Raw genomic sequence first — 22,082 nt, 5'->3', positions numbered from 1 at the left:
GGTTGGGGTGGGTTACTGGGGGAGGGTCCATTTCTGGTTGGCGGCGGAGGAGTTGCAGGTCCAGAGGAGGACCACGGTGCTGTCGGCGGAGCTGTTGCCGGACACGTCCAGGCACTTGCCGGAGGCGGGGTTGCGCAGGGTGCCGTCGGACTGGGCCGACCAGACCTGCGGGGTGCCGCCGGTGCAGGTCCAGAGCTGGATCTTGGTGCCGTTGGCGGTGCCGCCACCGGAGACGTCGAGGCACTTGCCGAGCGCCTTGATCGGGCCGTTCGGGGTCACCGTCCAGGTCTGCCGGGCGCTGCCGTTGCAGGTGAAGATCTGGATCTGGGTGCCGTCGGCGGTGGCGCCGTTGCGGACGTCCAGGCACTTGCCGCCCAGCCCCTTGATCGGGCCGGTGCCGTTGGTCGGCGTGGTGCCGCCCAACTCCTTGATCCGGATGTTGCGGAACGAGGCGTCGTCACCGGTGCCGTGGTTCTGGATGCCGATGTGGCCGGCGAGCGAGCGGACCGGGTTGGTGTTGGTGAAATCGTTGATCTTCGACCCGTTGAGGAAGACCTGGAGCCGTTCCCCCTCGACCAGCAGCTCGTAGGTGTTCCACTCCCCCGGCGGGTTCAGCGCCGCGTCCCGGGCCGCCTGGTCGGCGGCCTGGAACGAGTAGACCGAGCCGGTGGTCCGGTCGACGGTGTCGGTGGCGTCGATCTGCACCTCGTAGCCGTTGTCCATCGCCGAGTTCGGGTCGCTCGACGGCGGGAAGCCGATGAGGACCCCGGAGTTGTCGTCCCCGTCCACCTTCCAGTCCAGCTTCAGCGAGTAGTTGGTGAACTGCTTCGCGCTGTACCAGAGCATGCCCAGCCCGCCGACCGAGCTGAGGGTGGCGTTGGAGTTGGTGAAGCTCCCCGGCCCGGCCTGCGACCAGCCGTTGGTCGAGCCGTTGTAGAGGGCGGTGTAGCCGGTCTCCGGCCGGCAGTCGGCCTTCGTCCGGCCGGCCGCGTACCGGATGCCGCCGAGCAGGTGGGCCCGGAAGGCCGGTTCGGAGTACGCCGACTGGTTGTGCCCGGCGCCGGTGTAGAAGGACCGGCCACCGCTGTACGTCTTGCACCAGACGTGCGGGTGGTCGGCCCCCATCCCACCGCCCGAGTACGACGACTCGTCGAGGTTGGCCAGCACGTGCGCGGTGGAGCGGGCGTTGGTGCGGAAGTTGTACCACTCGTCGGTGCGCTGCCAGGTCGGGCCGAGGTGGGCGGTGGCCGCGTGCGCCCGGTCCTCCACCCGTACGGTGGCCTGTTGGATCGCCGGGTGGGAGGCGAACCACGCGCCGACCAGGTTGCCGTAGAACGGCCAGTCGTACTCGGTGTCGGCGGCGGAGTGCACACCGACGTACCCGCCACCGGCGCCGATGTACGACTCGAAGGCGGTCTGCTGGCTGGCGTTGAGCACGTCACCCGTGGTGTTGAGGAAGATCACCGCCTCGAACCGGGAGAGGTTGGCGGTGGTGAACTGGTTGCCGTCCTCGGTGGCGGTGACGGTGAAGTTGTTCGCCGCGCCCAGCTCGCGGATGGCCTGCGTGCCGACCGCGATGGAGTCGTGCCGGAAGCCTGCGGTCTTGGAGAAGACCAGCACGTCGTAGGCGGCGTCGGCGGCCGACGCCGGGGTGGCCGGGGTGGTGCAGGCGATAGCGGCGAGGACGGCTGCGGCCGCGCCGAGGATGGGTCGGAAGAGTCTCATGTAGTGCTCCAGTACGCCGGGGGCGCGGGACCGGACGGGCCGGTCCCGCGCCCGTCAGGTCAGGGCAGGGTCCACTTCTGGTTCGCGGCGCCGCTACAGGTCCACAGCAGGACCACCGTGCTGTCGGCGGAGCTGTTGCCGGAGACGTCGAGGCACTTGCCGGAGGCGGGGTTGCGCAGGGTGCCGTCGGCCTGCGCCGACCAGACCTGCGGGGTGCCACCGGTACAGGTCCAGAGCTGGATCTTCGTACCGTCGGCGGTGCCGCCGCCGTTGACGTCCAGGCACTTGCCGAGCGCCTTGATCGGGCCGTTCGGAGTCACCGTCCAGGTCTGCCCGGCCCCACCGTTGCAGGTGAGGATCTGGACCTGGGTGCCGTCGGCGGTGGCCGCGTTGCGCACGTCCAGACACTTGCCGGCCAGGCCCTTGATCGGCCCGGTGCCGTTGCCCGGCGTGACGGTGCCGGTGTTCAGGGTGAACGCGTCCAGGTCGTAGAGCAACCCGGTGCCACCGGCGAAGGTCACGTAGAGCGTGGTGGTGCCGGTGGGTGCGCCGGAGACCGTGCCGGTGACCGTGGTGAAGACGTCCCAACCGCCGGTGACCGGCACGTTGGCCTGCCCGAGGACGGTGCCGGTGGCCGAGCCGGCGCGGAGCTGGATGGTGCCGCCGGCGCCGGCCGAGGAGACCCGGGCGGTGAACGAGGTGACGTTGCCCACCCGGTACGGCGTGAACCCGATCCAGTCCCCGTTCTCGATGTTCCCGACGGTCTTCCCACCCTCGGCGGGGGTCTTGTCGAAGGTGGCGATGCCGGACGAGGTCTTGTAGTGCTCGGCCTGCCGGTGCCGGGGCTGGAGGGTGTGCTGGGTGTGCGTGGTGAGCCCACCGGCGTCGGTGTACTCGGCGTCGAAGATGGCGAAGATGTTCGCCGCGTCGTCGTGCTCGCCGTCGACCGGGATGGTGATCGAGCCGGAGCAGCCGTTGACCGAGGTGATCTGGTGACCGTGCTGGTCGTGGCCGAGCACGTAGGTCATCTTGACCTTGGTGCAGTCGACAGTGCCGTCCTCGGGGTCGGTGACGGTGATGTTGAACGGCACGGTGTCACCGAAGGAGAACAGCGAGCCGTCGCCGGGGCTGTTGATCGTGACAGTCGGGGCGGTGTTGCCGACGCTGACCGTCACGCTGTTCGTGCCGGTCGCCCCCTGCGGGTCCCGTACGGTGAGCGTCGCGGTGTACGAGCCGTCCGCGGTGTACGTCTTGGTCGGGTTGGCCGCCGTGGAGGTGGTGCCGTCGCCGAACGCCCACGAGTAGGTAAGCGCCCCACCCTCGGGGTCGGCGGATCCGGCCGAGGAGAAGTTCACGGTCAGCGGCGCGGGACCGGAGGTCCGGTCGGCGCTCGCCCGGGCGGCCGGCGCCCGGTTGCCGACCCCGACGTAGTCGAAGCGGTACAGGGCGGAGTTGGCGTCACCGTTGTAGTAGCCGGTGCCGTAGTCCAGCACGTAGTACGCCCCGTCGGGGCCGAACGCGGAGTCCATCACCTGCTTGCCCACCCAGGGGAAGCTGTCGATGGTGCCGGGCGACCCGTCGGCGTTGAGGTGGATCGGCTTGATCCAGCCCCGGCCGAACTCGGTGGCGAAGAACTGCCCGTCGAAGGTCTGCGGGAACTTCGTCGCCGAGGGGTTGTTCGGGTCGTACCGGTAGACCGGGCCGGCCGCCGGGGACTCGGAGCCGCCGCCGAAGGCGGGCGGGCTGCCGGAGTCGCCGCCGTACTTGATCCAGGAGGGCTTGGCCGGCGGGAGGGTGCCCAGGCCGGTGTTGCGGAACGAGTTGTTTGTCGGCCCGCCGGTGCAGTTGTACTTGGGGCCGGTGGAGTTGGTGGCGAAGTTCCACTCGTTGTACGTCTCGGACGTGGTGTTGGTGCCGGTGCAGTACGGCCAGCCGTAGTTGCCCGGGCCGGTGACCCGGTTGAACTCGACCTGGCCGGAGGGCCCCCGGTTGGCGTTGGTGCTGCCGGCGTCCGGGCCGTAGTCGCCGACGTAGACGATGCCGGTGGGCTTGTCGACGCTGATCCGGAACGGGTTGCGGAAGCCCATCGCGTAGATCTCGGGGCGGGTCTTCGCGGTGCCGGGGGGGAACAGGTTCCCACTCGGGATGGAGTACGACCCGTCGGCGTTCACCTTGATCCGCAGGAGCTTGCCACGCAGGTCGTTGGTGTTGCCGGCACCGCGCTGGGAGTCGTACGCCGGGTTGCGGTTGGTCCGTTCGTCGAGGGGCGAGTAGCCGGCGGAGTCGAAGGGGTTGGAGTCGTCGCCGGTGGACAGGTAGAGGTTCCCGGCGGCGTCGAAGTCCATGTCGCTGCCGACGTGGCAGCAGATACCCCGGTCCGTCCCGACGTCCAGCACGTCGACCTTGCTGGCCTGGTTGAGGGTGAAGTCGGCGTTCAGGGTGAAGCGGGACAGCCGGTTCACGCCCTGCCAGGCGGACCAGTTGGTGCCGGTGGCGGGCGCGTCGCCGCCGGGGGTGGACAGCGGCGGCGCGTAGTAGAGGTAGATGTACCGGTTGGTGGCGAAGTTCGGGTCGACCCCGAGGCTCTGCAACCCCTCCTCGTCGTGGGTGTAGACGGGGATGGTGCCGACCACACGGGTGACGCCGGCGGAGTCGGTGCGACGTACGGTGCCGTTGCGGGCGGTGTGCAGCACGGAGCGGTCCGGCAGCACGGCGAGCGACATCGGCTCGCCCATCTCGCCGACGCCGCGGGCCAACTCGACCTGCTGGAAGTCGCTGGCGTTGATGGTGTGCGCGGCGGCCGGGGCGGGACCGCCGAGGGCGGTCGGGCCGGTGGTGGCGGTGACCGTGCCGGCCGTCGCGGCCAGGAGCAGCACCGCGGCGGAGGAGAGCCACCGTCGGCGACGATGGATATTTTGGTCCTTTGTGGACATTGCTGGGCTGTCCTCTCCTGACGGATCACGGCCAGGGCGGAGCCCGCGCCGCCGCGCCGGATGCCGGGGGTGGTGGTGGGTGGTGGTGGACACACGGCAGGGTCGACCGGGTGCCAGTCGGTCGAATGCCAGTCGGCCGAGTGCCGGTCGGCCGGGTCTCCCCTCGGTCGGGGGCGCGGAGCCGCCGCCGTAGGGTCACTCTCGTCGATAGGTCACCGCGCCGCCGGTTCACCATGACGAAACACACTCGTGATGCCACGAACATTAATGGCGACCTATATCGATGTCCATACCTTCCGCCCACCGATGTGGGTTTTCATCAGATGAAGCATGCGCATCAGCTGTCATCCCCGGTTCCGCGCCGAGCGGCAGCGGGCCGGCTGGCCTGGTGGACACCTGCGGGTCACCGCTCGGTGCCGAGCAGTAACGCCCCCCCGGTTCACCCCTGACGCCGGGACGTGCCCCAGCCTGAGCGAGGCTCGCCCGCAACGCGGGGACGCTCGCCCGCAACGCCGGGGCGACCCGCCCGTACGGGAATCCACATTCATCTGATGAAAGCCTGCCACCCGCACCAGACGGACAGACGCTCCGGCCGGTCGGAACACCACGGACCTCCGCTCACCGCACGGAGGTCCGCGCCCCGGAGCGACGAAGGGCCCGGACCGGCGCGGGTCAGTGCTGGCGGTGCACGGCCTGGTCGGCCAGCCCGGCCAGGGCGGTACGCGCCGGCTCCGCCAGCGGCACCTGGGCGAGCGCGACCCGCGCCGCGTCCGCGCGGACCCGGATCAACCGCTCGATCTTTTCCCGCGCCCCGGTGGTCTCGATGATCGCCCGCAGCTCGGCGGCACCCGCCGCGTCCAGCTCGGGATTGCCGAACAGGTCGCGCAGCCGGGCGGCCTGCACCCGGTCGGCGGCGTCACGGGCCAGTGCCATCATCACCGTCGGCTTGCCCTCCCGCAGGTCGTCCAGGATGGATTTACCGGTCACCGCCGGATCGCCGAAGACCCCGAGCACGTCGTCGCGGAGCTGGAACGCGTCCCCCAGCGGGTCGCCGAAGTCGACGAGCGCGGCGATCAGCTCCGCCGGGGCCCCGGCCAGCGCCGCACCGATCTGCAACGGCCGGGTCACCGTGTACCGGGCCGCCTTCATCCGGATCACGGTGAGCGCGCTGGCCACCGAGCCGTCCCCGACCCCCGAGACCAGGTCCAGGTACTCGCCCGCGATCACCTCGGTCCGCATCCGGGCGAAGACCCGGTAACCCTGCCAGATCTGCGCGGAGGTCAGCCCGCACTCGTGGAACATCTGATCCGACCAGGCCGCGCAGAGATCCCCGCAGAGCAGGGCGGTGTTCCGGCCGTAGGTCTCCGGGTCGCCGCGCCACGCCGACCGGGTGTGCAGCTCGGCGAAGACCCGGTGCACCGAGGGGGCGCCCCGGCGGTGGTCGCTGCCGTCCAGGATGTCGTCGTGGATCAGCGCGAACGCGTGGAACAGCTCCAACGCCGCCGCGGCCACCACGATCGGCCGGTCGTCCGCGCCCCCGGCCCCCCGCCAGCCCCAGTAGCAGAACAGCGGACGCAACCGCTTCCCCCCGGCCAGCACGAACCGGTGCAGCGCGGTGAAGATGCCGCGCGGCGCGCCGTCCGGCCAGTCCGGCCCCTGCCGGTCGAGAAAGGCCACCAGTTCGGCGTCGAAGCGGGTCCGCAGCTCGCTGGCATCGGCCGCGGTGGCGGTGACAGTCACCGCCGCTCCCCCGTGCCCGGCGGACCGGTCGGGTCCGCCGACACCGCGCCGGCATCCGCCCCGGCCGGCACCGCACCCGTCGGTACGGCATCCGCACCCGCCGCAGCCGTCGGTACGGCACCAGCGCCGGCCGCAGCCGTCGGCGCGGTGGCCGGGCCCAGACCGGCCAGGTCCAGCAGCAACGCCTTGACCTCGGTGGCGGCGAAGGTGTCCCGGGCGGCGGACGGGTCGGAGCAGATCAGCACCGGCCCGTCCGCCGGGTCGGCCGGCAACCGGCCGTGCGAGCCACGGACCGCCCGCGCCCCCGCGTCCAGACCGACCACGCTCATCAGGTACCGCATGCCGAGCTTCTTGCGGGCCAGGGCGATCCCCGCCCGCCGTTTCGCCGCCCCCGGTGCGGCCGGGTCGAAGAACAGCTCCGCCGGGTCGTACCCGGGCTTGCGGTGGATCTCGACGTTGCGGGCGAAGTCCGGGGCGCGGTCGTCGTCCAGCCAGTAGTAGTAGGTGAACCAGGAGTCCGGCTCGGCCACCAGCACCAGTTCGCCGGCCCGCTCGTGGTCCAGCCCGGCCGCCGCCTTGCCCTCGGCGTCGAGCACCTCGGCCACCCCGGGCAGCCCGGCGCAGAGCTTCGCCACCGCCGCCACGTCCGCCGGGTCCTTCACGTAGACGTGGGCGATCTGGTGGTCGGCGACGGCGAACGCCCGGGACGTCCACGGGTCCAGGTATTCCATGCCGTCCTGGGTGTAGACCCGCAGCAGCCCCTCGGCGCGTAGCAGCCGGTTGACGTCCACCGGGCGGGAGACCTCGGTGATGCCGTACTCGGATAGCGCCACCACTGTCGCGTCGGCGGCCCGCGCGGCGTCCAGCAGTGGGGCGAGCACCGCGTCCAGCTCCGCCGCCGCGGCGGCCGCCCGGGGCGAGGACGGGCCGAAGCGTTGCAGGTCGTAGTCGAGGTGCGGTACGTACACCAGGGTCAGGTCGGGGGCCTGGTCGGCGAGGATCCGCTCGGCCGCCCGGCAGATCCACCGGGACGAGGGCAGCCCGGCCCCCGGGCCCCAGTAGGTGAACAGGGGGAAGGTGCCCAGGGCGTCGGTGAGCGTGTCGTGCAGCTCCGGCGGATCGGTCCAGCAGTCCGGTTCCTTGCGCCCGTCGGCGTAGTAGATCGGCCGGGGCGTGACGGTCCAGTCGACGTCCGCGCCCATCGCGTACCACCAGCAGACGTTGGCCACCGTGTAGCCGGGCTCGACCCGGCGGGCCGCCTGCCAGACCTTCTCCCCGCCGACCAGCGCGTGGTGCTGCCGCCACAGCAGCACCTCGCCGAGGTCGCGGAAGTACCAGCCGTTGCCGACGATGCCGTGCCCGGCCGGCGGCTCGCCGGTCAGCAGGGTGGCCTGCGCCGAGCAGGTCACCGCCGGCAGCACTGTACCCAGCTCGGCCGAGAAACCCTGCTCGGCGACGGCACGCAGCCGGGGCATGTGGGCCAGCAGCCGGGGGGTCAGCCCGACCACGTCCAGCACCACCAGCCGGCGGCTCACGCCGACACCTCGCTGCGCCCGGCGCGGCGGTGGCACCTCGTCGTGCCGGGTCGGTGGCGCTCGTTCATCGTCGTGCTCCCAGGATCGTCGGGATGGCTCGGTCGACCGGGCTAAGGCCGTTGGTCGCCCGGTCGGGGGTGGCTCGGTCGACCGGGCTAAGGCCGAGGGTGACCAGTTCGTCGCGGGCGAAGGCCAGCTCGGCGGCGATCCCGACGGCCAGCTCCGCGTCGGTGCGTGGACGCCGTGCCGCCGGCAGCACCCCCCACGTGTACGTCTCGACGTCCAGGTGGTCGCAGCCGGCGGTCGGGCCGCCGAGCAGCGCGCCCAGCGCGGTGCGCAACACCGGCAGGGTCGAGGTCAGCGGCGGCTCGGGCGGGGCGTGCAGCGGCACGTGGTAGTGCACCCGCCAGGCCCCCGGCAACCGCGCGGCCAGCGCGGCGTCCAGGTCGTCGGCCGCGTACGCCGGGTCAGCCGGGTCGACGGCGTGGGCGCAGCCGGCGGTCCGGGTCTGGTGCAGGAAGCGTGGCTCGACCCAGCGGCCCAGCGCCTCGGCGTCGGCGACCGGGTCGGCCGACTCCAGGGCGGCGGAGACCTGCACCTTGACCACCGGCAGGCCGGCGGCGCGCAACCGGGCCAGCGCCTCGACGGGCTCCTCCCAGGCGCAGGCGAGATGGGCCAGGTCGAGACAGATGCCGAGCCGGTCCGGGTCCAGACCGGACAGCAGCGCGGCGGCCTGCCCGCTGCTCTCCACCACGCAGCCCGGTTCCGGCTCGAAGCCCACCCGCACCGGGCGGCCGGTGTCCCGTTCCACCTCGGCCAACCCCGCGGTGAGCGCGGCGAGCCGGCGGCGGGCAGTGTCGGCGTGGGCCGCGTCCCAGGGCTGCCGCCAGGCCAGTGGCAGGGTGGAGATCGATCCCCGGGCGGCGTCGTCGGGTAGCAGGTCGGCAAGCACCCGGGCCAGGTCGAGGGTGTATCGCAGTCGCTGCCCGGTGGTCCAGTCCGGGTGGTAGACCGCGCCCTTGACCACCGGGGCCTGGAAGGCCGCGTACGGGAAGCCGTTGAGGGTGACCACCTCCAGTCCCCGGTGGGTCAGCTCGGCGCGCAGCCGACGCCGGGCGGCCGGGTCGGCGGCCAGCTCGGCGGCGACCGGGGCGGCCAGCCACAGCCCCAGGCCGAGCAGGTCCGAGCCGAGCGCCTCGCGCACCGGCAGCGCGTACGTGTCGAGTTGGGCGAGGACGCCGGCGGTGTCCTCGGCGGGGTGCACGTTGGTGCAGTAGCCGAGGTGGACGGTGCTGCCGTCGGCGTGCCGCAGCCGCATCAGTCGCCGCCGCGCAGGATGGAGTTGCCCTCGAAGGTGCCGGTGGCCGGGGCGTCCAGGTCGGTCAGGTCGAGCCGACCGGACTGCCCGTAGAACTCCACCGGGTTGCGCCAGAGCACCAGGTCGACGTCGTCGTCGGTGAACCCGGCGGCCAGCATCGCCTCGCCGGTGGCCCGGGTCAGCAGCGGGTCGGAGCGGCCCCAGTCGGCGGCCGAGTTGACGAGCATCCGCTCGGTGCCGTACGTGCGCAGCAGCTCCACCATCCGCGGCGGCGACATCTTGGTGTCCGGGTAGATCGAGAAGCCCAGCCAGCAGCCGCTGTCCCGGGCCAGCTTCACGGTCACCTCGTTGAGGTGGTCCAACGCCACCCGGCCGGGCGCGATGCCGCTCTCGGCGACCACCGCGAGGCTGCGCTCGACGCCGCGCGCCTTGTCCCGGTGCGGGGTGTGCACCAGGGCGGGCAGGTCGTGGTCGACGGCCAGGGCGAGCTGGGTGGCGAACGCCTCGTCCTCGGCCGGCGTCATGTCGTCGTAGCCGATCTCGCCGACCGCGACCACGGCGTCCTTCTCCAGGTAGCGGGGCAGCAGGTCGAGCACCGGGCGGCAGCGCGGGTCGTTGGACTCCTTGGGGTTCAGCGCCACGGTGGCGTGGTGCCGGACCCCGAACTGTGCGGCCCGGAACGGCTCCCAGCCGATCAGCGAGTCGAAGTAGTCGGCGAAGGAGGCGGCGCTGGTGCGCGGCTGCCCCAGCCAGAAGGCCGGCTCGACCACGGCGCGGACCCCGGCGGCGGCCATCCGCTCGTAGTCGTCGGTGGTCCGCGACGTCATGTGGATGTGCGGGTCGAAGATGCGCATTCACGCCTCCCTGATGGTGAGCCGGTCGAGCAGTGCGGTGGCGTCGGCGGGGAGCTGCCGGCCGGCGGCGTGCCGTTCCGCGGCGAGCGCGGCGAGCATCGCGGCCAGCTCCCCGTCGGCGCGGGTGTCCAGGTCGGCGACGGCGGCCAGCGGCACCCCGATGAAGACGCACTTGAGCACCGCCTGCCGCCAGGCCTCCGGTGCCAGGTGCCGGGCGTACGGGCCGAGCGCGGCGGCGACCAGCCGGGTGTCGTTGGTGCGGATCGCGTCGTGCAGCAGCGACACCCCGGCCGTCCCGATCGGCAGCAGCGGCAGGGCCTTGAGCACGGCCCGCTTCTCGGCGGCGTCGCCGTACCGGTACACCTCCTCGGCCTGCCCGGCGGCCAGGTCGGCGGGGAGCGCGACAAGCAGCAGCGTCCGGGCCGCCTCGTCGGCGGTCCAGCCGGGTGCGGCAGGCAGCTCGTGCCGGCCGCACCGCCGGGCGGCGGCCGGGAAGTACCGCGCCACCGTGCCGGGCTCGGCCGCGACGCGGCGCAGCGCGGTCTCCAGCCAGTCGGGATCGGGTACGCCCTCCAGCGCGGCCCGCAGTCGATCCGGTGTCATCCGTCTCCCCTCCCCAGGTGTGCGGTCGGCGGTGGTCAGTCCACCCCGGTGGTGCGGTCGGCCCCGACCGGCGCGGGTCGCGTGTCCGGGGTGAGGCCGGCCTGCCGGGCGGCGGTCCGCAGGAAGTCCAGCGACCGGGCCGCCACGGTGGGCGCGGCGTGCGAGTGCCGGGGCAGTTCCACGGCGACCAGCCCCCGGTAGCCGCCGTCGGCCAGGGCGCGCAGCACCGGCGGGAAGTCGATCTCGCCGGTGCCGAACTCCAGGTGCTCGTGCACCCCCCGGCGCATGTCGTCGATCTGCACGTTGACCAGGTGTTCGGCCACCTGGTGCACGCAGTCGGGCACGGTCGCCGACTCCAGGCACCGGCAGTGTCCGATGTCGAGGGTGATGCCGAAGCACGCCGGCTCGCCGAGGGCGTGGCGCAGCCACCGCCAGCCGGCGATGTCCTCGACGAGCATCCCGGGCTCCGGCTCGAAGCCCAGGGTCACCCCGGCCCGGTCGGCGGCGGCGACCACCGTGGCGCACCCGGCGACCAGCCGGTCGCGGGCGACCTCCGGGGTGACGTGGCCGGGCCGGACCCCGGCCCAGAAGGAGACCGCCTCCGCGCCGAGGTCCGCGCCGACCCGTACCGCCCGTTCCAGGAAGTCGACCCGACCGGCCGGGTCGTCGTGCAGCAGCGTCGGGGCGTGTTTACGCCACGGGTCGAGCAGGAACCGGGCGCCGGTCTCGACCACCACGCCGAGGCCGAGCGCGGCCAGCCGCCGCGCCACCGCGTCGACCCGGCGGGCCAGCCCCGGCGCGTACGGGTCGAGGTGGTCGTGGTCCAGGGTGAGCGCGATCCCCTCGTAGCCGAGGTCGGCCAGCACCGTCAGGGCGTCGTCGAGCCGGTGGTTGGCGAACCCGTTGGTGCCGTAGCCGAACCGGAGCCGGTCCACCCCGCCGGCGGGCACACCGTCGCCCGTGGTCGGGCCGCGCTGCGAGCTGCCGGCCGGGCCAGTGGGCTGCGGGACGGTCATGTCGGGGAGAGCTTCCGGGCCAACCGGCCGCCGAGCGGCGCGGCGAGGGCGACAAGCGCACCGAGCAGGCCGGCGCCGGCCCGGGCGGTGAGCGCGCCCTGCAACGACGGCAGGCCGGTGATCCCGGCCCCGACGGCCGCCCGGACCCGGCCGGCGGTGGGGTCTGCGGCCACCCGGACCTGCGCGCCGCCGTAGCGGGCGACGTACCAGCCGGCCAGGCCGACCGGCAGCGCGGCGGCGAGCGAGCGGCCGACACCGGCCGCGCCGGTCGACGCCGGCACCGCGTCGTCCCCCGGGGACGGTCGACCGGTGGGGCGGGGCAGGGTGGTGGCGGCCAACGCGACGAGCGCGGTGCCGGCGAGGGTACGCCGGGGCAGGGCGGCGTCGGCGCCGGTCACCTCGCGTCGGGACAGGGCGGTGACCGTCCAGGTGTGCGCGGCGACTGTCAACGCCGCCGGCAGCGCCCGGACCGGTCGACCCGGCGACGCGCCGAGCAGCACGTCCAGCCCTCGGCAGGCGGCCATCACGGCGGGGCCGGCGGCGGTGTTCTTGGCCACCACGTCGTACCCCCAGATGGTGGCGGCGAGCGGGAGCGCGACGGCGGTGGCCCGCCGGCCGCCCACGGCGGCGGCCAGGCCCAGGCCGGCCACGGTGAGCCCGGCGGCGATCCCGGCGGCGGCGCTCGGGCTGACCCGGCCGCTGGGGATCGGTCGTTCCGGTCGTTCCTCGGCGTCCAGCCCACGGTCGGCCCAGTCGTTGGCGGCCATCCCGGCCCAGTAGAGCAGCACCGACGCCCCGGCCAACCCGGCGGTACGCGGACCGAGCACTCCGGCCGCCGCCGCCCCGGCCACCAGATCCCCGGGTACGGAGAGCGCGGCCGGTGCCCGGACCAGCTCGGCCAGGTCGGCCAGGCTGGTCACCCGGCACCCCCGGCGTGCAGTTCCCGGGTGAAGGCGTGCAACTCCCGGGTGAAGTCGACGAGCCGCTGCCACTGCTCGCTCAGCGAGTGGGTGGGCGAGTCGATCGGGTCCTTGAAGAAGAACGCCAGCTCGGGCAGGGGTCCGACGCGCCCGGCGGCGTGCGCGGCGGCGGCGAGCCGGGCCAGGTCGAGCACCAGTGGGGCGGCCAGCGCGGAGTCGCAGCCGTGCCAGGTGAACTCCATCCGCATCCCGGTGCCGAGGAACCCGGCGAAGGTGATCAGATCCCAGGCGGTCTTGAAGTCGCCCAGGTCCTCGACGTACTCGATCCGGGTGCCGCCCTGCGGCACGTAGCCGAGCGTCTCGCCGAGCACCCGCTGCTTGCTGTCCACCTTGGCGGCGTTGGCGCCCGGCTCGGCCAGGGTCGCCCCGTCGCCGCCGCCGAGCAGGTTGACCCCGGACCAGGAGCGCACCGCGAGGTGACGCATCGCGAACATCGGGGCGAGCACCGACTTGACCAGGGTCTCCCCGGTCTTGCCGTCGTGCCCGGCGTACGGCAGGCCGCGCTGGGCGGCAAGCGCCGCGAGCGCCGGCAGGCGCAGCCCGGTGGACGGGGTGAAGTCGACGTACGGGCAGCCCGCCTCGACGGCCGCGTACGCGTACAGCGAGCTGGGCGGCAGCACCTCGTCGGGGCCGGCGAGCGCGGCGCGCAGGGCGTCCGGGTCGGCGTGGCCGGGGTGCGGCGGCGGGGCCGGTTCGGTGGCCGAGACGTTGACCACCACCACCCGGTCCAGCCGGTGCCGCTCGCGGAACGCGGTCAGGTCGGCGGTGATCGCGGCGGCCCGTTCGGCCTGACTGCCGCCGGTCGGCGCGGGCCGCAGGTCGTCCTCGACGGCGGCCAGGTCGGCGGCGAGCGCGGTGGCCAGTCGCCCGGGCAGGACCCCGGCGGCGGCGAGCGCCTCGGCCCGCTTGGTCAGCGGGGTGGTGGCCACGTCGTGGCCGCCGAAGACCAGGTCGGCGAAGCCGGGCAGGGCCGGCCCACGCAGGTCGGGCAGTTCGGTGACGCAGCCCGTGGGGCCGGTGAGGCCGGCCCGTAGGGCGAGCCCCCCGACGATGCCGGTGGTCGCGACGGAACCGCGCGCTCCCACCAGCCAGACACCCGTACGCATGGTGCTCCTTCCGTCGGGTGGAACGTCCTGTCGGTCGAGTCGTACGGGTGGGCACGGGTGGCCCCGCCCGCCCGGTCGTCCGGGGTGGTGCCGGGTACGGCGTCGACGTCGGCGGCGTCGACGCCGTACCCGGCTCCCGTACGGCGTGCGGACGGGGCCGGCAGGCAGGGCCGGTTCGGCGTCTCGGCCCTGTCTCCCCGCATCCGGCCGACGGCGGCGGCGCGCCCTCGACCGGACGAATGGTGGTGGCGACCCGGGTTCCACAGTGGTACCCAGAATCACCTTCATCTATCTATCATGGCGGCCCTCCGGTGCGACCGGGGAATCCCGGTCCGGCCGCACCGGACGGCCATCGGTTGCGTGTCCCGGGCCGGGTGGCCCTGGTGCACGCCCTCCGTCACCGACCCCGGCCCGGCCGCGGGGCGCAACCGCGGCCGGTCCCTCGCCGGTCGGCGGCGGAGGTGGCTGGTCAGACGGCGAGCGCGGCCAGGGCCGGCTCGACGTCGGTCCACTGCGAACCGAGTTCCGCCGAGCGGGTCACCGCGTCCAGCACCAACTGGACCTGCAACGCGTCGGCGAACGACGGGGTCGGGTCGACGCCGGTGGCGACCGCCTCGACGAAGTCGCGCATCTCGTGGGTGAAGGAGTGCTCGTAGCCGATGATGTGGCCCGGCGGCCACCACGCCGACATGTACGGGTGCTCCGCCTCGGTGACCAGGATCCGGGCGAATCCCTGCTCGGTCGCCGGCCGGGAGGCGTCGTAGAACTCCAGTTCGTTGAGGCGTTCCAGGTCGAACACCACCGAACCGAGCGAACCGTTGATCTCCACCCGGAGGGCGTTCTTGCGGCCGGTGGCGAACCGGGTCGCCTCGTACGTGGCGAGCGCGCCGTCGTCGAGCCTGGCCACGAAGATCGCGGCGTCGTCGACGGTGACCGTGCCGGTCGCCGTCGCGCTGCCGTCGACCTGCGCGGCCAGGCCGCTCGACTCACCCGGCAGGGGACGCTCCTTGACGAACGTCTCGGTCACCGCGCTGACCCCGGTGATCAGTTGCCCGGTCACGTACTGGGTCAGGTCGATGATGTGCGCCCCGATGTCGCCGAGCGCACCGGAGCCCGCCTTGTCCTTCTGCAACCTCCAGACCAGCGGGAACTGCGGATCGACGATCCAGTCCTGCAGGTACGTCGCGCGGACGTGGCGGATCGTCCCGAGCCGGCCTTCGGCGACCAGCTGTCGCATCAGGGCGACGGCGGGCACCCGGCGGTAGTTGAACCCGCACATCGACCGGACCCCGGCGGCCCCGGCGGTGGCTGCGGCGGCGGTCATCTCCCGCGCCTCGTCCACCGTGTTGGCCAGCGGTTTCTCGCAGATCACGTGCTTACCGGCGGCGAGCGCGGCGAGCGCGATCTCGGCGTGGCTGTCACCTGGTGTGCAGATGTCGACCACGTCGATGTCGTCCGAGGCGACCAGGGCACGCCAGTCTGTGGTGTGCGTGTCCCAGCCCAGCCGGTCGGCTGCCTCGGCGACCTTCGCGGCGTCCCGGCCGCAGATCTGTGCCATCCGCACCCGGGCGGGCAGGTCGTACACCCGGTTCACGGTGCGCCACGCCTGTGAGTGCGCGGCGCCCATGAACGAGTAGCCGATCATGCCGACCCGGAGTTCGCTGTGGTGAGTGGACAAGGTGGGTCTCCCCCCGTGTATCAGAACCCGAGCTTGAGGTAGTTGCTCGCGTTCTCCTTGGTGATCGTCTCCGAGGCGAGCACGATCTCCTTGGGCACCTGGAGTTCCACCAGGTCGGACATGCCCTTACCCTGGGCGATCAGGCGGGCCAGGGAGATGGCCGAGGAGGCCATCGACGGGCTGTAGGTCACGGTCGCCTTGAGCACCGTGTTGTCGGCCTGGATGTCCTCCATGGCCTTCTTCGAGCCGGCGCCGCCGACCATGAAGAACTCCTTGCGGTTGGCCTGGTTGACCGCGGCCAGGACACCGATGCCCTGGTCGTCGTCGTGGTTCCAGATCGCGTCGATCTTCGGCAGCGCCTGGAACAGGCCGGTCGCGGCCTGCTGGCCGGAGTCGGCGGTGAACTCCGCCGGCCGCCGGTTGGCCACCTTGAAGCCGGCCACGGCGAGGGTCTCGGCGAAGCCCTTCGAGCGCTGCTGGGTCAGCTCCAGCGAGTCGATGCCGGGGATCTCGCCGATGACCGGGGCGCTGACGCCCTTGGCCTTGAGCTGCGCCACGATGTAGTTCGCGGCGGCCACGCCCATGCCGTAGTTGTCGCCCATGATCTGCAGCCGGTAGGCCAGCGCGTCCGGGAAGGCCCGGTCCAGGTTGACCACCGGGATGCCGGCCTTCATCGCCTCCAGGCCGAAGGCGTTGAGCTCCTTGCCGTCGTGCGGCAGCACCACGATGACGTCCGGCTTCTGGGCGACCAGGGTGGACAGCGCGGCCCGCTGGGCAGCCGCGTCCGCGCCCGCCTCGACGGTCTTGAAGTCCACGTCCGAGTACGCCCCGGCCTGCGCCTTGGCGTTGTTGGTGATGGCGGCGATCCAGCCGTGGTCGGCGGCCGGGGCGGAGAAGCCGATGGTGACCTTCTTGCCGGGGGCGCTGTTGCCGCCCTCGGCGTTGTCGGCCGCCTTGGTCTGGGCCGCGGTCGGTGTGGCCTCGTTGCTGGTGCAGCCGGCGAGGAGCACGCCGGCGCCGACCGCCGCGCCGCCGAAGAGCAACCGGCGACGGGACAGGTCACGGGGGTGGGTCATGACGACCTCCTGAAATGACGGATGGTGGGGGTGAAAAGGGCGTACTGATCCCGGCCACCGTCGGTGGCCGTCGAGCGATGCGATGGTGCGAAGGGTGGGGCCGCGCCCGGTCGGGCGACGCGGTCCGTCAGGCGGTGGTGGTCCGGTTACGGCTGAAGAACTGGCTGACGCTGCGGAACTGCACCTGCTGGATCAGGACGGCGCCGACGATGATGCCGCCCTTGACCATGTTCTGCGCCTCGGTGGAGAGGCCGTTGATGGCGAAGAGGTTGGTGATGGTGGAGAAGATCAGCACCCCGAGCAGGGAACCGATGATGGTGCCCCGGCCGCCGCTGAGCAGCGTGCCGCCGATGATGGCCGCGGCGATCGCGTCCAGCTCGTAGAGGTTGGCCATGGCCGCCTGGGCGGAGTTGGCCTGCGCGGTCAGCATGATCGCGGCGATGCCGCAGCAGAGGCCGGAGAGCGCGTAGAGCAGCAGGGTGTGCCGCCGGACGTTGATGCCGGCGAGCCGGGCCGCCTCCGGGTTGCCACCCACGGCGACCGTACGCCGGCCGAAGGTGGTCCGGTTGAGCAGCACCCAACCGGCGGCCACCACGGCGGCCAGGATGTAGACGAGCAGCGGGATGCCGAGCAGTTCGGTGCTGGCGATGCCGTTGATGAAGCTGTTGTTCGACACCTGGGTCTGCTTGCCGGAGATCTGGGCGGCCAGGCCCCGGGCGGCGACCATCATGGCCAGCGTGGCGATGAACGCCACCAACCGCCCGTAGGAGATGAGGATCCCGTTGACCACGCCGACCGCCGTGCCGACCACGATCGCCGTGAAGATCATGCCGCCGGCGCCGTAGCTCTGGGTGGCGAGCGTGGTCGCCCACACCCCGGCGAGGGCGACGATCGCGCCGACCGACAGGTCGATGCCGCCGCCGATGATCACGAAGGTCATCCCGACGGTGACCACCCCGACCACCGAGGCGAGCTTGAGGATGGTCAGCGTGTTGCCCCACACCCAGTCCGGGTTGGAGTAGAGGTCCCAGCGGGTGGCCGCCCCGATCACGACGAGCACCACCAGCACGGCGATCAGGCCGAGGTTACGCTTCGCGCCCTCACCCCCGTCGCCCTGCCAGAAGGACAACCCGCCCGACCTGGGCTTCTCCTTGACCTCCGCCGTCACCGCCGGGTCGACAGGCGGGGACTGGGCCGGCAGGTCCGCCGGCCGGTCCGGCGTCGCGGTCCCGGTCGACTCACTCATGCTGTCACCTCGTTATGTGCACTGCGCTCGCTCATGCCGGCGCGCCTTCCATCAGAGACCCCGCCATGACGAGGTCGAGCACGGTGTTCTCGTCCAGTTCGCCGGCGGGCGCCTCGCGCACCATCCGGCCCTCGCGCATCACCAGCACCCGGTCGGCCAGACCGAGCACCTCGGGTACCTCGCTGGAGACCAGCAGCACGCCGACCCCCTGCGCGGCCAGGCCGCGGATCACCCGGTACAGCTCGGCACGGGCCCCCACGTCCACCCCCCGGGTCGGCTCGTCGAGCAGCAGCAGCCGGGTGTCGCCGAGCAGCCAGCGCCCGACCACCACCTTCTGCTGGTTGCCGCCGGACAGGGTGCGTACCGCCCGGCGCACGTCGTTGGGCCGGAGCTGGAGGTCGTCGGCGATCCGTTCCGCCTCGGCCCGCTCGCGCCCGGCGTTGGTGAAGCCGAGGCGGGCGTACCGGGTGAAGGTGGCCAGGGTGACGTTGCGGTGGATCGGCTCGCCGAGCAGCAGCGCCTGGCTCTTGCGCTCCTCCGGGGCCATCCCCATGCCGGCCCGCACGGCCGCGCCGACGCTGCCCGGACGCAGGGCCCGGCCGCCCATCCGGACGCTGCCGGACTCGGCGCGGCGGGCGCCGTAGATCGTCTCCAGCAGTTCCGAGCGGCCGGAGCCGACCAGCCCGGCGATGCCGACGATCTCGCCGGGACGGACGCTGAGCGAGACGTCGGCGAACTCGCCGGTCCGGCTCAGCCCCTCCACCCGCAGCAGCTCGTCGCCGGCGGCCGGCGCGGTCGGGCGGTCCGGGAAGACGTACTCGATGTTCCGACCGGTCATCCGGGCCACCAGGTCGCGGGTCGGGGTCTCCCGGGCCGGCAGGTTCGCCGCGGTGGTCCGGCCGTCCTTGAGCACGGTGACCCGGTCGCCGATCTCGCGGATCTCCTCCATCCGGTGCGAGATGTAGATGACCGCGATGCCCTGGGCGGTGAGTTCCCTGATGATCCGGAAGAGGTTGTCCACCTCGTCGTGGGCGAGCACCGCGCTCGGCTCGTCCATGATGATCAGTCGGGCCTCGTGGGAGAGCGCGCGGGCCATGCTGACCACCTGCTTGCCGGCGGCCGGCAGCGCCCGGACCATCCGGCCGGGCGGGATCTCGCCGTGGCCGAGCCGGCTCAGGATCTCCCGGGTACGCCGGGCCATCAGCCCGCGCCGGACGAACCCGGCGACCTTCGGCTCGTGGCCGAGGAAGGCGTTCTCGGCGACGGAGAGGTCCTCGACCAGGTCGAGCTCCTGGTAGATGGTGGCGATGCCGGCGCGCATGGCGGCCTGCGGGTTGGCGAAGTGAGCCGGTTCGCCGCGCCATTCCACCTGGCCGGAGTCCGGCCGGTGCACCCCGGCGAGCACCTTGATCAGGGTGGACTTGCCGGCGCCGTTCTGCCCGAGCAGGCAGTGCACCTCGCCGGCCCGCACCTCGAGCTGCACGCCGTCGAGGGCGCGTACCCCGGGGAAGGTCTTGACCACGTCGGTCAGCCGGAGCACCACCTCACCGGCGACGGTGTCGGCGGGTGCCTCGACCAGCGGGCTGTCCCCGGCGGCGGAGGTCGGTGCGTTGCTCATGATGCCTCCCCGAAGGCGACGTCGCTGGCGAGGACGGCCGCGCCGGCGACGCCGGCGCGCGGTCCCAGCTCGGACAGGACGACCGGCAGGTTGCCGGTGGCCAGCGGCAGCGACCGCCGGTAGACCACGCTGCGGATCTCGGCGAGCAGGATGTGCCCGAGGTGGGCCAGCCCGCCGCCGATGACGATCATCGACGGGTTGGTGAAGCTGACCAGGCCGGCCAGCACCTGCCCGACCCGGCGGCCCCCGTCGCGGATGAGCTGGATGCAGACCACGTCGCCCTCGATCGCCGCCTCGGCGACGTCGCGGGCCGAGACCGCGCCCCGCTCGGCGAGCCGCTCGGCCAGCGCCGGCGACGCGCCGGTACGGGCGGCCACGCCGGCCTCCCGGGCCAGGGCCGCCCCGCTGAACACGGCCTCCAGGCAGCCGGCGTTGCCGCAGGAGCAGGTGGGACCACCGGCGTCGACCTGGATGTGCCCGATGTCCCCGGCGCAGCCGTCGGTGCCCCGGTAGACCTCGCCGCTGAGGTAGATCCCACACCCTATTCCGGTGCCGATCTTGATGAAGAGGAAGTCGTCGACCGAGTGCGCCACCCCCCCGTGCCGCTCGCCGATCGCCATGATGTTCACGTCGTTGTCGACCACCGCCGGGCAGCCGTGCTCCCGGCTGAGCAGTTCGCGCACCGGGTAGCGGTCCCAGCCGGGCATGATCGGCGGTGACACCGGCAGCCCGTCGCGGAAGCTCACCGGCCCGGGTACGCCGACGCCGACGCCGTTGAGCCGCTCGTACGCCCCGTCCACCCGGGCCTTGTGCAGCAGGTCGTTGACCCGGTGCAGGATGGCCTTCGGGCCGGAGCGGATGTCGGCGACCTCGGCGTACGCGGCGACCGGCTCCAGCCGGCCGTTGACCACCTCGACGTCGATCGAGCTGGCGCCCATGTCGACGGCGGCGAACCGGAGGTCGGGGTTCAACTCGACCAGGGTGGAGCGGCGTCCGCCACGGGAGGCGGCCAGTCCGGCCTCGGCCACCAGGCCCAGCCCGACCAGACGCTCCAACTCGGCGAGGAGCCGGGGCCGGGGCATCTGCAACCGGTCACCCAGCTCGGCCCGGGACGCGGGCCCCTCGTCACGGAGCAGCCGCAGGAGCTGCACGTGCAGGGGATCTGCCGTCCGCACGGGTCTCACCTCCGCCTCAGGGTTCACATTCACGTCACGCCGTTGTGTTGTGGTCGACACAGTAAGAGACTTCCGAGGCACCTGTCCATACCTTCAGTCGTTCCGATGGCAACTTTTGTCCGAACGAACAAAAGCTACCAGTCGATCAAGAAAAGGTTGACAGACCGAGAAACATCCGCAACGACCTGCTACCACCACGGTGGCGACCCTCGCATACCAGGCCCGTGACGTGCGGCGGAACCTTTACCAGAGCAGGGCGTGCCGTGACAAGCCGCCGCCCCGCCGCGTCAGACGCGGCGGGGCGGGGCTGGGCGGGATGGAGACGGGCGGGCGGCAGGTCGGCCGGCCGTCAGCGGCCGGGGGCGGCGTTGCGCTTCTTGCGCAGCTTGCGGTCGTCGCGCAGCTCGACGTACGGCTCCTCGTCGGGGTCGTGGCCGGCGGAGATGGCCCGGCCCCGCTCCAGCTCGGCGTCGAACTCGGCACCGAGGAGGATGGCGATGTTGCTCAGCCAGAGCCAGACCAGGAAGATGATCACGCCGGCCAGCGCGCCGTAGGTCTTGTTGTAGGACCCGAAGTTGCTCACGTACGCGGCGAAGAGGCCGGAGACGAGCAGCCAGAGCAGCACCGCCAGCACCCCACCCGGGCTGACCCAGCGGAAACCGCCGTGCCGGGCGTTGGGCGAGGCCCAGTAGAGGATGGCGAACATCAGGCTGACCAGCACCAGCAGCACCGGCCACTTGGCGATGTTCCACACCGTCACCGCCGTGGAGCCGAGCCCGATGGCGCTGCCGACCTGCTCGGCGAGCCCGCCGGTGAAGACCACGATCACCGCGGCGGCGAGCAGCAGCACCCCGACCAGGGCGGTCACCCCGAGCCGGATCGGCAGCGTCTTCCAGACCGGCCGCCCCTCGGGCACGTCGTAGATGCTGTTCGAGGCGCGCATGAACGCACCCACGTAGCCGGAGGCCGACCAGAAGGCGGCGACCAGACCGACGACCGCGGCGATGCTCGCCAGCCCGCCGGACTCGCCGGCCTGGTCGATCGCGGTCTGGATGATGGTGCGGATGCTCTCCTCCGGCACCACCTGGCCGACAGTGTCCCGGACCCCGCTGGTGGCCCGCTCGCCGAGCAGGCCGAGGATCGAGATCAGCACCAGCATCCCGGGGAAGATCGACAGCACCCCGTAGTAGGTCAGCGCGGCGGCCCAGTCGGTCAGGCTGTCCTCCTGGAACTCCCGTCCGGTGCGCTTGAGCGCCGCCTTCCAGTCCGCGCGGGGCAGGTCGGTGGGACCGTCCGAGGCCATCGCCCCTCCTCCTGATCTGCGGATGTCGCCCTCCGACATGCCCCGTCGGAGCCGCCGGCTAACCCCTCACCGGCAGCGCAGACCCCATCCACTACGACCGGCGGGACGACCCTCCGGGTACGCCGAAGCCACAAGCGCCACCCACAGCACCACCAGCCGGACCCAACTGCGGAGGG

The 22,082-nt window shown here is 72.7% G+C and carries 16 protein-coding genes; all 16 read right to left on the bottom strand.

Going from position 1 to position 22,082, the window contains the following annotated elements:
- Positions 1-12: 12 nt before the first annotated feature.
- A complete protein-coding gene (locus OHQ87_RS00610) occupies positions 13-1,725 on the bottom strand; it encodes a ThuA domain-containing protein (protein WP_328343937.1) in 1,713 nt (570 codons plus the stop codon).
- A 59-nt stretch (positions 1,726-1,784) separates the two neighbouring features.
- On the bottom strand, positions 1,785-4,658 hold the full coding sequence (locus tag OHQ87_RS00605; RefSeq protein WP_328343935.1) for a carbohydrate-binding protein: 2,874 nt from the start codon (positions 4,656-4,658) through the stop codon (positions 1,785-1,787).
- 672 nt (positions 4,659-5,330) lie between these two features.
- Positions 5,331-6,398, bottom strand: a complete 1,068-nt coding sequence (locus tag OHQ87_RS00600; protein ID WP_328343933.1) for a polyprenyl synthetase family protein — start codon at positions 6,396-6,398, stop codon at positions 5,331-5,333.
- On the bottom strand, positions 6,395-7,933 hold the full coding sequence (locus OHQ87_RS00595) for an alkaline phosphatase family protein (RefSeq protein ID WP_328343931.1): 1,539 nt from the start codon (positions 7,931-7,933) through the stop codon (positions 6,395-6,397). The genes OHQ87_RS00600 and OHQ87_RS00595 overlap by 4 nt, the downstream gene beginning before the upstream one ends.
- Before the next feature lie 64 nt (positions 7,934-7,997).
- Complete coding sequence (gene eboE, locus OHQ87_RS00590; protein WP_328343929.1) at positions 7,998-9,251, bottom strand: metabolite traffic protein EboE; 1,254 nt, start codon at positions 9,249-9,251, stop codon at positions 7,998-8,000.
- Complete coding sequence (locus OHQ87_RS00585; protein WP_328343927.1) at positions 9,251-10,105, bottom strand: TatD family hydrolase; 855 nt, start codon at positions 10,103-10,105, stop codon at positions 9,251-9,253. Before OHQ87_RS00585 ends, eboE begins: the two co-directional genes overlap by 1 nt.
- The gene (locus OHQ87_RS00580) at positions 10,106-10,708 is read right to left on the bottom strand and encodes an EboA domain-containing protein (RefSeq protein WP_328343925.1); all 603 of its coding nucleotides are present in this window, start codon (positions 10,706-10,708) and stop codon (positions 10,106-10,108) included.
- Between the two features lie 35 nt (positions 10,709-10,743).
- Positions 10,744-11,724: a sugar phosphate isomerase/epimerase family protein gene (locus OHQ87_RS00575; RefSeq protein ID WP_328343923.1), complete on the bottom strand. Its 981-nt coding sequence runs from the start codon at positions 11,722-11,724 to the stop codon at positions 10,744-10,746.
- The gene (locus OHQ87_RS00570; RefSeq protein WP_328343922.1) at positions 11,721-12,644 is read right to left on the bottom strand and encodes an SCO3242 family prenyltransferase; all 924 of its coding nucleotides are present in this window, start codon (positions 12,642-12,644) and stop codon (positions 11,721-11,723) included. Before OHQ87_RS00570 ends, OHQ87_RS00575 begins: the two co-directional genes overlap by 4 nt.
- Positions 12,641-13,810: an inositol-3-phosphate synthase gene (locus OHQ87_RS00565; protein WP_328343920.1), complete on the bottom strand. Its 1,170-nt coding sequence runs from the start codon at positions 13,808-13,810 to the stop codon at positions 12,641-12,643. Before OHQ87_RS00565 ends, OHQ87_RS00570 begins: the two co-directional genes overlap by 4 nt.
- Before the next feature lie 469 nt (positions 13,811-14,279).
- Positions 14,280-15,488 carry a Gfo/Idh/MocA family protein gene (locus OHQ87_RS00560; protein WP_328343919.1) on the bottom strand — a complete coding sequence of 403 codons (1,209 nt, stop codon included), beginning with the start codon at positions 15,486-15,488 and terminating at the stop codon, positions 14,280-14,282.
- A gap of 20 nt (positions 15,489-15,508) precedes the next feature.
- A complete protein-coding gene (locus tag OHQ87_RS00555) occupies positions 15,509-16,564 on the bottom strand; it encodes a substrate-binding domain-containing protein (protein WP_328343918.1) in 1,056 nt (351 codons plus the stop codon).
- 127 nt (positions 16,565-16,691) lie between these two features.
- On the bottom strand, positions 16,692-17,810 hold the full coding sequence (locus OHQ87_RS00550; RefSeq protein ID WP_328343917.1) for an ABC transporter permease: 1,119 nt from the start codon (positions 17,808-17,810) through the stop codon (positions 16,692-16,694).
- 31 nt (positions 17,811-17,841) lie between these two features.
- Positions 17,842-19,428, bottom strand: coding sequence for a sugar ABC transporter ATP-binding protein (locus OHQ87_RS00545; protein WP_328343916.1), 1,587 nt, complete (start codon positions 19,426-19,428; stop codon positions 17,842-17,844).
- Positions 19,425-20,603: an ROK family transcriptional regulator gene (locus OHQ87_RS00540; protein WP_328343914.1), complete on the bottom strand. Its 1,179-nt coding sequence runs from the start codon at positions 20,601-20,603 to the stop codon at positions 19,425-19,427. Before OHQ87_RS00540 ends, OHQ87_RS00545 begins: the two co-directional genes overlap by 4 nt.
- Positions 20,604-20,952: 349 nt before the next feature.
- Positions 20,953-21,906 carry a YihY/virulence factor BrkB family protein gene (locus tag OHQ87_RS00535; protein WP_328343912.1) on the bottom strand — a complete coding sequence of 318 codons (954 nt, stop codon included), beginning with the start codon at positions 21,904-21,906 and terminating at the stop codon, positions 20,953-20,955.
- Between the last annotated feature and the right edge of the window lie 176 nt (positions 21,907-22,082).

It is taken from the genome of Micromonospora sp. NBC_00421 (assembly GCF_036017915.1).
Lineage (GTDB): Bacteria > Actinomycetota > Actinomycetes > Mycobacteriales > Micromonosporaceae > Micromonospora.
The sequence above is the reverse complement of the archived record's forward strand: the minus strand, read 5'-3'. Positions and strand labels throughout refer to the sequence as shown.

What these genes read in the sequence shown, in the direction of transcription:
- OHQ87_RS00610 (WP_328343937.1), bottom strand. Translation starts at nt 1,725, where the DNA reads ATGAGACTCTTCCGACCCATCCTCGGCGCGGCCGCAGCCGTCCTCGCC.
- OHQ87_RS00605 (WP_328343935.1), bottom strand. Translation starts at nt 4,658, where the DNA reads ATGTCCACAAAGGACCAAAATATCCATCGTCGCCGACGGTGGCTCTCC.
- eboE (WP_328343929.1), bottom strand. Translation starts at nt 9,251, where the DNA reads ATGCGGCTGCGGCACGCCGACGGCAGCACCGTCCACCTCGGCTACTGC.
- OHQ87_RS00585 (WP_328343927.1), bottom strand. Translation starts at nt 10,105, where the DNA reads ATGCGCATCTTCGACCCGCACATCCACATGACGTCGCGGACCACCGAC.
- OHQ87_RS00580 (WP_328343925.1), bottom strand. Translation starts at nt 10,708, where the DNA reads ATGACACCGGATCGACTGCGGGCCGCGCTGGAGGGCGTACCCGATCCC.
- OHQ87_RS00575 (WP_328343923.1), bottom strand. Translation starts at nt 11,724, where the DNA reads ATGACCGTCCCGCAGCCCACTGGCCCGGCCGGCAGCTCGCAGCGCGGC.
- OHQ87_RS00565 (WP_328343920.1), bottom strand. Translation starts at nt 13,810, where the DNA reads ATGCGTACGGGTGTCTGGCTGGTGGGAGCGCGCGGTTCCGTCGCGACC.
- OHQ87_RS00555 (WP_328343918.1), bottom strand. Translation starts at nt 16,564, where the DNA reads ATGACCCACCCCCGTGACCTGTCCCGTCGCCGGTTGCTCTTCGGCGGC.
- OHQ87_RS00550 (WP_328343917.1), bottom strand. Translation starts at nt 17,810, where the DNA reads ATGAGTGAGTCGACCGGGACCGCGACGCCGGACCGGCCGGCGGACCTG.
- OHQ87_RS00545 (WP_328343916.1), bottom strand. Translation starts at nt 19,428, where the DNA reads ATGAGCAACGCACCGACCTCCGCCGCCGGGGACAGCCCGCTGGTCGAG.
- OHQ87_RS00535 (WP_328343912.1), bottom strand. Translation starts at nt 21,906, where the DNA reads ATGGCCTCGGACGGTCCCACCGACCTGCCCCGCGCGGACTGGAAGGCG.